The following is a 9,457-nucleotide window of genomic DNA, read 5'->3' on the forward strand; positions in this document are numbered from 1 at the left end:
GCTGTAAGGACCTGAATGTAAGAAACAGATGCGTTTTATCATTATTTGTCCGAAAAGAGTGGAGATATAACAACTAATAACGAGAATAAACCGAATTACCAAGAGAACCTCCACGGGGAGGAGTATAAAATCTCCTCCCCGGTTATTCATTTCATTATCTTATAATAACCATTCTTTTGGTATCAGCAAATCTCACAGTCTTTAACCGATAGAAATAGACATCTTCACTAAAAGTTTGACTTTTATTGTTTATTACCATAAATTACTCCTTAGTTCTTATTAAGTTACGATTGATTAATTCACTCAAGCATTCAGGTGTATTCCAATAAAAAGGTATTTCCCAAAGCCATCTTCTTCTTCGCCATTTTTCCACTAATGTTGGATGTCCTGCTAATGGTGTCTCCCAAGTTACAGATAAATATTCACCATCTACACCAATAGAAATATTTGACGCAGGTTCATTAAGACCAGGAATTGATATAGCAATGTTACATTCCCACCTCGGTGTTCCTATCTTTTTTAGTGAATCTTTTGTTACTGAATACATATTCATCTTATAATAAATTCTTCCTTGTTTAACCCAGACAAGATGAATGTAGTCGCCATCTGTAACAGTCATCGCATATTCTGACACTTTTTCGTCAATCCTTTGAGACGCTGACCAGTTTTTATTTGTTTTGAACTGAAAATATAAGGTGCTATCCGGTGACTGAAACTGCCTTTCTTTTATTAAACTAAAATCCGCATCCGGCTCGGATAGCGCGTATCGTACATCAGATACAAATAAACGATAAGAAATACCCTGTGTACTTTTTATTTCAATTGTATCCGAGGAGATAAATAGACTAATTACTATAATAGTTGATAACATAACTAAATACTATCTATAAATAAACTAATTACTAAAATAAATCCTAACATAACTATTCCTTATCTATTACAGAATAACTTCTACTCTAATATTGTCAATAGTAAATTATAAAGAGTACCCAAAATTACCAAAAGACAGAATTAAAATAAAATTACAAATAATAATTAAAAACAATTTATTCTATTCATATTTATTCGTGGTTAAATATAAATGTCTTTTTGCCGAACTTCCTTTTATCGGGTAGTGTCAAGAATTTTGTGCAATTTCTTTTCTTCTATACAGGCTTATTTTCCCATTATCTGTTTTCTTTAACATATCAAACTAAAATTTACATAAATATTATACACTATCCTCCTATCGGTGTATCTTGACATTGTGAAATCTTGGCATATAATGGTTAGCGATGATTGTTTTTGAACATGTGTCTAAGATTTATCATAATTCCTGGACCGCACTTTATGATATAAACCTTAAAATAAATAAAGGCGAATTCGTCTTTCTTACTGGACCAACTGGTGCCGGAAAAACAACCTTGCTGAAATTAATCTATTGTGCAGAATTTCCTGATGCGGGTGAATTAACCGTCAATGGTTATAGTTTAAACAAACATTGTTCGGATAAAACAATCACACAGATACGACGAAAAATCGGAATTATCTTTCAAGATTTCAAACTCTTGACGGAAAGAACAGTTTATGAAAATATTGAGTTTGCTTTAAGAGTTATTGGTATTCGTCCATACTTAATTCCTGAAATAGTTATGTCAGCGTTGTCAAAAGTTGGTCTATCTAATCGGAAAGATTTCTATCCTTATCAGTTATCCGGTGGTGAGCAACAAAAAGTATCAATTGCCCGGGCTTTAGCGAAAAACCCAGAAATTCTCTTAGCCGATGAGCCGACAGGTAATATTGACTATAAAGGGTCAGCCGAGATTTTGGGTTTGTTAAAAGAGATAAATTATTCGGGAACTACCGTCATAATGGCAACTCACGATTATTTGCTTGCAGAAAATAGTAATAAACGAGTAGTGAAATTACAAGATGGCAAAATCCTTGATGATAGTAATCTGCTTTAATGGCAATTATGAAATTCTCTTTGATGAATGTTAACGAAAATAAGACGCTAAATTAAACTCAGCATGGCAAGAATAGATTATAATATGAAGGTATTTACTTATGGCAACTAAATTTTTAATTCAAGAAGGTATCCGAAATATTCTGCGAAATAAATCAGCATTCATTCTTTCCGCAAGCGTCTCCGCAATTTGTCTCCTTCTCCTTTCAATTTTTTTAGTTCTAACCGTAAATATTCTTCGCGCCAAAAATTATTTTGAAGAAAGAATTGAAATTTATGCTTTTCTCTATGATAATGCTGATGCTAATGATTTGATAAATAAGATTAGTCTGCTTAGCGGTGTGCGTCAAGTTCAATATGTTTCCAAAGCACAAGCCCTCAAAGAACTTAAGAATGATTTAGGCGATAATGCTCAATTGTTAGATATCTTAGGTCATAATCCATTGCCTGCAGGCTTAAGAATCCAAATCGAACCTAACTACAAGTTAGCAAGTCGATTATCTGAATTAGAAGAAAAGATAAGATTATTAAGAGGTGTGCGAGAAACTTGGTCAGGCAAAGATATTTTAGTTCGGTTGCAAAGAATTATTCGTATAATCATAGGCTTAGATGCGGGTATATTGTTAATAGTTTTTATTGCCGTTGTTTTTATCATCTCACGAACCGTTGAGTCAACAATTTTAGCCCGTTCGCGAGAGATTGAAATTATGCGACTAGTTGGCGCTTCATCCAATATGGTTAAGTTTCCCTTTTATATTGAAGGTCTATCGCATGGACTTTTAGGAAGTATTATTTCATTTATTATTATGATAATCTTATTTTATATTGTGGCAATTGAAGTTCCGATGTTATCGCTGCCTATTTTTTCTTTATTAATTTTTAATGTCATTGCCGGAAGTTTTTTAGGTCTCAGTGGTTCTTATATTGCTTTATCCCATGTTCTGAAATAGATGATGGGTAGAAACACACAGATAATGTTGCTCTTAGTAAATTTATCATTAATCTTCTTAATTTTTGCTCAAGAAAATATTGAGCATACCCGAAGAGAATTAGAGAAGACCAGAGAAAAACTTCGCGCCTTACAAGAAAAAATTGCATCTTTAGAAAAAGAAGAGTCTGGCGTGCTCAAACGGATTGACGCTTATGCAGAAAAGATTAATCTCACGAAAAAGATGATTCGAGAATTAAAAATTCTTCAAAAGAATAAAGAGAATGAGATTATTGCAGTAACCAATCAAATTATTCAAACCCAAAAACAGATTGAAGCCCGACGGTCAGACTTAGAGAATGTTTTAATAAATTATTATAAGCAACGAAGAATTTATCCTTTAGAAATTATCTTATCTAATCGGTCTTTAGTTGATGTTTATAAGAAGTTCATCTATTTGCGGATTATTGCCGAAGACCGAAAAACAACTATTCAAACGCTAACAAAGTTAAGGAATGATTTAGAGTTACAACAAAGACAATTAGAAAAAGCCAAAAACGAATTAATTCGGTTAAAACAGATGCGGGAGACCGAAGAGGCTAACTTAAAAGATGCTCAAGCCTTAGAGGCTAAAGTATTAGATAAGGTTCGCTCAGAGAAAGAACAGAATCGCATCTTGGAAAAAGAATTAAAGACTGCGATGGAGAAATTGGAAAAACTGATTGCTGATATGGAGATGAGACGCAAAGAACGAAAACTGCCACCAGGAACACATTTCTTAGAAATAATGAAAGGAAAATTGCCCTGGCCTTATTATGGCACAGTGATTGCTGAATTTGGTAGTGTTGAAGACCCAAAGTATAAGACCAGAATTAGAAATACCGGTATTGACATTAAATGTCCTTTTGGCGCTGAGATTCGAGCAATTGCTGACGGTAGAGTTGTCTATGCGGACCGGTTTATGGGATATGGGAATTTAGTTATTTTAGACCATAGCGATGGATATTATACGCTATATTCCAATCTGGCGGAAATGTCTTGTAGTGTTGGTATGAATCTTAAACAAGGAGAAGTGGTTGGAAAATCAAAAGATATTCTCCATTTTGAATTGCGCCGGGAAGGTAAAGCAGTTGACCCATTGCCTTGGTTAAGTAGATAATTACAATAACAGCGTTGCTATGGAAAATTCCGAATCTGAAATCCAAATTCTAAACCTGACATAACAGTGCTATTTCCTAAAATTATTGGTCAATATCAAGCCCAAAGAATTCTTACCGCATTATATAAACATCAGCATTTTCCACCATTATTATTTGTTGGCCCGAAAGGTGTGGGTAAAAGAACAACCGCAATTAATTTTGCTCAGATAATTAACTGCCCGACTCCTGAAGATTTAGACCAAAACCAATGTTTGCGTTGTCAACAAATCGCTAATCTTTCGCATCCAGAAATAAAAATTCTGTTTCCCATCGCACCGGTAAGCCAGAGTGAAGATGATAAAGATAGTCAAAAAGGACTGGAACGGATTTTCCGAGAAATTGAAGAGAATCTTTCTTTATATACTCTGGAAAAGATGCGTCCCAATTTACCAGCAAATTATACAATCTCAATCCAAATAATGCGTTGGTTAAAACAAGAGATGGCTTATAAACCAATGGTGGGCAAATATCGGGTGGTCATTATTCTTAATGCCGATAAGATGACCAATGAAGCGGCTAATGCTTTTCTCAAAACCTTAGAAGAACCACAACAACAAACATTGTTTATCTTAACTACTGAGCGATTATCTTATATCATTCCGACCATTCGGTCCCGATGTCAAATTGTTCGTTTCACTCCGATTGCTAAAGATTTAATTGCCCAATATTTAGTGAGAACGAAAAATATTCCATTATCTGAAGCCGAAACCTGTGCCGAAATATCAGAAGGTAGTTTAAGAAAAGCACTGGAATTTTACGCTGACCCGACTCAATTTTTGCCTCAAGATAATCTTTTAAGATTGGTTGATACTTCACAATCTTCGTTTGAAGAGTTAATTTTAGAAGTCATCAATAAGAATTTAGAGGATTTTGACACCGAAATATTCCTTAAAGCATTATTGTTTCTTTATCGTAAAGCATTACAATTAAAATTAAATCTCTCGAATATTTATGCTCATGAAGTGGTTAAAAAAATTGCCCAGCAATTATCTATTAAAGAAATTATAAATCGCATCTCATTCATCCTTAACAGGTTACAAGACGCTGAATTATATCTTAATAAGAGACTTTATTTGTTTTCCGTGGTAAATTCACTAAGATTTTAATTTTCCGATAGAAAATATTTATCAACATTCAGACAGATAAAGATGACTAAGGCTCGTTTTCTTTTAGTGAATCCGTGGATTTATGATTTTAAGGCTTATGACTTTTGGATGAAACCATTGGGTCTTTTATATGTCGCATCAATTTTACGAAATGCTGGTTATGAGATAGATTATATTGATTGTCTTGACCGTTATCAACCCGAGTTATTAAAAAATATATCTAAATTACCTAAAGTCGATGAATTTGGCCGAGGAAAGTTTTATAGTCAAGAGATTGAAAAACCAGAACCATATAAAAACATTGAGCGCCGCTATAAACGCTATGGATTACCAATAGAACTTTTGGATGATGTTCTGTCTAAGATGCGTAAACCAGATGGGATTTTTGTTACCTCAGTAATGACTTACTGGTATCCCGGAGTTTTTGATGCAATTAAAACACTAAAACGACATTTTCCTAATACGCCAATTGTTTTAGGTGGAATCTATGCAACTTTATGTTATGAGCATGCACAAAAATTTTCTCATGCTGATTATGTGCTACCAGGACCAATAGACAAAACCCTTAACCAAATAATGCCTGGTATAAAACCATTCAACTTTACTGAATATCCTTTGCCTGCATTTGATTTATATCCCCGGTTAGATTATACCTGTATTTTAACTTCTCAAGGTTGTCCTTTTCGATGTGTATATTGTGTTGTGCCCGAACTTTATCCTAAGTATATTTATCGTTCAATTGCTTCTGTGATTAATGAGATTGAGTATTATATTAGTTTAGGTGTGAAAAATATTGCCTTTTATGATGATGCCCTTTTGGCTAATCCGAATTTTAAGAAAATACTTGATGAGATAATTACCAGAAAAATGAATGTTAATTTTCATACGCCGAATGGTTTACATCCGAGACTATTGACTCAAGAGATTGCTGATAAGATGTTTCAAGCAGGTTTTAAGACTATTTATCTAAGTTTAGAAACCACAGATATGAAGATACATCAAGAGATTGACGATAAAGTTACTGCAGAAGAATTTGTTAGAGCAGTTGAATATTTGAAAAATAGCGGATTTTCCGAATCTCAACTTCATTGTTATCTTTTGATTGGTTTACCTGAATTAACTTCAGAGCAAATAATCAAAAGCATTGATTTTGTATATAGTTTTGGAGTGTCAGCACATTTAGCCGAATTTTCACCAATCCCTAATAGTCCAATATATAAACAATTAGGATTTGATAAGAACACCGACCCTTTATATCATAACAATATAATCTTTCCAGTGCTCAATAAGAAACAACAACAAGAGATGCAGGAAATAAAAAAGTATTTATCTTTAATTAGAACGAAATTTAATTAAAATCACCTGATCATATTCAGAATTTATCCACAATATTAGATTCAGATTTATAAACAATCTTTTACTCGGCTTTCTATTGTAAAAATTTTATTCATTAACTAAAGGATTTGTTCCAAACTTACCAAGTAAATTTTCCAAGCGACCTGATGAACATAGTAGGTTATACTAACGCCAATCTACTTAGAAATATAGTAGACAGTCTTATCAGTTATTTAGTTAATTATCTAAAAAACAATGGGTTAGATGATATAATCACTCATCGGAGAGGTGAGCCGGTGGGCAGCCGAGGGGCAAGCCTCTCGGCTACCGAGAGGCCTGCTGAGAGGAGAGCATATTAGATAATCAAGAGAGCCGAACATAGCGCTTACGAAAATCAGCAAATTTCTCTTTATTCACTTTTTCACTTTTATAAAAAGATAACTATCGATAATCAGAAATAAAAAGTTAGGAAGCCAGGCAGATAAGAATGGACTTATTACCATTGCTTGTCCATATGCTTTGGTGGTTTGCACTAAACCCCAATAGATAAATGAGAAGAGTAGTCCCAGACCAAGCCCAAACATTACGCCACCTTTTCTTAATGTGACGGCTAAAGGCAAACTTAAAATTATTAATATAAAACTGATAAAACTCTGCGCAAACCGATAATGGAACTCAACTTCTTGTTTTGCGGTTTCAACACCGGCTTTTTTTAATTGCTGAATGAATTGAAAGAGTTCCCAAATATTAAGTTCTTCGATAGTGCGGGTCTCTTCGATAAAATTAACGGGTTTTTCTTGGATCGGTAGAATTAAAGTATCATAATAGGTATATTGCTCAAATGTATCGGCGATAAAGATTCTTTCACCGATATTATTTGCCAGCCATAATTTATTCTGCCAGACTGCTCTTTTACCATCATAGCGCGTTTTCACTTTGCCATTCTCGTCAAATTGAACAATGATAAAGTTTGACATTGTGCCATTACTTTCATATTCTTGGATAAAATACACAGTTCGTTCATTACCCATAACAAATAGATTATGCCACTTGTGGACAATTGTCTCACTGCGTCGTTCAATTTTAATTCTTTTAAGTCTTTCTAATTTCCGATTCATCGGAATTGTAATCAATTCAAAACTCAGGAATTGAAAGATTACAAGTATTAAGCCCAAAACTAACATTGGTAAAAATAGCCGATAGATATTAATTCCCGCACTCTTGAAGACATAGATTGAGCGTTCTCGAGTTAATACACCATAAACAAAAAAACAGGCAAGGATTGTTCCCACTGGCAGTAATAGACTTACGGCCGATGGTGTGCTATAAAAATAGTATTCTAAAACAGTAAATATGGAAACTCGACGATTGATAAAATATTGTAGTTCTTCAAATAGGTCAATGATTTGATAAATGGCAACAACGGAAAGCGTTGCTAAAAAAGTATACTTGATGAACTCTTTTATGAGGAATCGGTCAATTATTTTCATTAATTTGTTTTTACTAAGAAAAATAGCCGATAGATTTTTTATTCATTGAAGTGTACATCAGAAATCATTCAACTACTTTCATTGGTCTGTTTTTACTACGAAATAGTCGATTGAGAAAATTAATCTTAATTAAGTCCATTAGTGTTTATTCGTGGTCGGGTAAAACTTAGTAAATATTGAGAAATTTTTTTCGCAAACGAGAATTCAAAAAAAGTCGTTGCCGTAAATTCAATGGCTAAAGGTAATAAGATTAAATTACTAAACCACATACCGATAAATGGCGTTGTTCGGCCGGCATCAGCAAATTCTTCACCTGCCAAAATCAGAATATAATAGACCGCAAAGAAGACTAATCCGACAATAAAACCAACACCTAACCCGCTTCGTTTAATATAACCGCCTAAACCAGCACCCCAGAACAGAAAAACAATACACGCAATGGCTAAAGCATACTTTTTTTCCAGTTCAGTTGCTAATTGATTGTATTCACTTTTCTTTGACCGTAGTTTTGCGTGGGTATCATCAAGCCGATACTTTCTTAAATTAATATCCGAGATTTGATTAAGACTTTTTATCTCTCTTTTAAGTCCTTTTATCTCTTGTTTTAATGATTTAGTCTTCGTATATAAATCGTTAAGTAATAGTTCTTGGTCTGACCGATATTTTCTTTCTCGACGATAAAATTCGACATCGATTGGCAGATTAATTACATAATTATCAAATGACAGATGTCGGTATTTTTCTCGGTCAACTAATTCGGAAATCTCTCCTGACTCAAGTTCAATAATAAAATATTTTTCATCTGGACTCGTGGAAATTTTGCCTGTTTTAGATTTAATTAAAGTTGGAATGTCGTCGGGATTTTTCTTTTCCCAGATTGTCACATCGCTTATTTTACCAGTGCGGTCATCAATTGAACCGATATAAAGCATATATCCAGGAAAATCATCTAAAAAAACTCCTTCATAAATTCTGACCGCAGGTTTTTTGCGGGCAATATCACTAATTAAATTCCTTGCACGATGATTCGCTTCAGGTAAAACATAACCATTAAATAATATCATCAAAATTGTTAACACTGAAGTAAAAACAATTAACGGAACCAAAAGTTGAAATGGATTAATTCCTGCACTGCGGATTGCAGTTAATTCATTGTCTTGGCTTAAACGACCAAAAAGCATAACTGAAGCAATCAAAATGCCCATGGGAACTGCGAATTCTAAAACAAACGGCGTGCAGTAAACCATCAGTTCAATAACTGCAAGAAAAGGAATGCCTTTTTTTACCAAGAGGTCAACTAAAAGGAAAATCTTATCTAATAAAAGAACCGCGGTCAGCACAACTACTGCAAAAATGAACGGTCCGAGAAAATCTCGTAGGACCATCCGCTGAATAATTTTCACAAGTTCAATATATTAACAAAGACTGACAATGTCAAGTAGAAGGAAGATAAT

General features: G+C 33.8%; 8 protein-coding genes. 5 read left to right on the top strand and 3 right to left on the bottom strand.

The annotated features are described in order from the left end of the window. Positions 1–262 precede the first annotated feature (262 nt). Positions 263–871, bottom strand: a complete 609-nt coding sequence (locus N2201_06655) for a hypothetical protein (GenBank protein ID MCX7785883.1) — start codon at positions 869–871, stop codon at positions 263–265. Positions 872–1,274: 403 nt separating this feature from the next. Between N2201_06655 and ftsE the strand changes: the two genes are divergently transcribed. The 5 genes from ftsE (at position 1,275) to N2201_06680 (ending at position 6,534) form a co-directional block, all read left to right on the top strand. Further along, positions 1,275–1,946 carry a cell division ATP-binding protein FtsE gene (gene ftsE / locus N2201_06660; GenBank protein MCX7785884.1) on the top strand — a complete coding sequence of 224 codons (672 nt, stop codon included), beginning with the start codon at positions 1,275–1,277 and terminating at the stop codon, positions 1,944–1,946. Between the two features lie 100 nt (positions 1,947–2,046). Then, positions 2,047–2,895 (top strand): permease-like cell division protein FtsX, encoded by an 849-nt coding sequence (locus N2201_06665; protein ID MCX7785885.1) that lies wholly within the window; start codon positions 2,047–2,049, stop codon positions 2,893–2,895. A gap of 3 nt (positions 2,896–2,898) precedes the next feature. Continuing rightward, positions 2,899–4,032 carry a peptidoglycan DD-metalloendopeptidase family protein gene (locus N2201_06670; protein MCX7785886.1) on the top strand — a complete coding sequence of 378 codons (1,134 nt, stop codon included), beginning with the start codon at positions 2,899–2,901 and terminating at the stop codon, positions 4,030–4,032. Positions 4,033–4,098: 66 nt separating this feature from the next. Further along, positions 4,099–5,178, top strand: a complete 1,080-nt coding sequence (locus N2201_06675) for a hypothetical protein (protein MCX7785887.1) — start codon at positions 4,099–4,101, stop codon at positions 5,176–5,178. 42 nt (positions 5,179–5,220) lie between these two features. Next, the gene (locus N2201_06680; GenBank protein MCX7785888.1) at positions 5,221–6,534 is read left to right on the top strand and encodes a radical SAM protein; all 1,314 of its coding nucleotides are present in this window, start codon (positions 5,221–5,223) and stop codon (positions 6,532–6,534) included. Positions 6,535–6,926: 392 nt separating this feature from the next. Here N2201_06680 and N2201_06685 read toward each other — a convergent pair whose 3' ends face one another. Together N2201_06685 and N2201_06690 are read right to left on the bottom strand one after the other, a co-directional pair. Next, complete coding sequence (locus N2201_06685) at positions 6,927–8,003, bottom strand: LptF/LptG family permease (protein ID MCX7785889.1); 1,077 nt, start codon at positions 8,001–8,003, stop codon at positions 6,927–6,929. Positions 8,004–8,128: 125 nt separating this feature from the next. Then, complete coding sequence (locus N2201_06690) at positions 8,129–9,406, bottom strand: LptF/LptG family permease (GenBank protein MCX7785890.1); 1,278 nt, start codon at positions 9,404–9,406, stop codon at positions 8,129–8,131. Between the last annotated feature and the right edge of the window lie 51 nt (positions 9,407–9,457).

It is taken from the genome of candidate division WOR-3 bacterium, assembly GCA_026418155.1.
Lineage (GTDB): Bacteria > Hydrothermota > Tepidihabitantia > Tepidihabitantales > CAIPLT01 > JAOABV01.

Excerpts from the sequence above, each read along its gene's own strand:
- N2201_06685 (MCX7785889.1), bottom strand. The coding sequence starts at position 8,003 with ATGAAAATAATTGACCGATTCCTCATAAAAGAGTTCATCAAGTATACT.
- N2201_06655 (MCX7785883.1), bottom strand. The coding sequence starts at position 871 with ATGTTATCAACTATTATAGTAATTAGTCTATTTATCTCCTCGGATACA.
- N2201_06680 (MCX7785888.1), top strand. The coding sequence starts at position 5,221 with ATGACTAAGGCTCGTTTTCTTTTAGTGAATCCGTGGATTTATGATTTT.
- ftsE (MCX7785884.1), top strand. The coding sequence starts at position 1,275 with ATGATTGTTTTTGAACATGTGTCTAAGATTTATCATAATTCCTGGACC.
- N2201_06665 (MCX7785885.1), top strand. The coding sequence starts at position 2,047 with ATGGCAACTAAATTTTTAATTCAAGAAGGTATCCGAAATATTCTGCGA.
- N2201_06670 (MCX7785886.1), top strand. The coding sequence starts at position 2,899 with ATGGGTAGAAACACACAGATAATGTTGCTCTTAGTAAATTTATCATTA.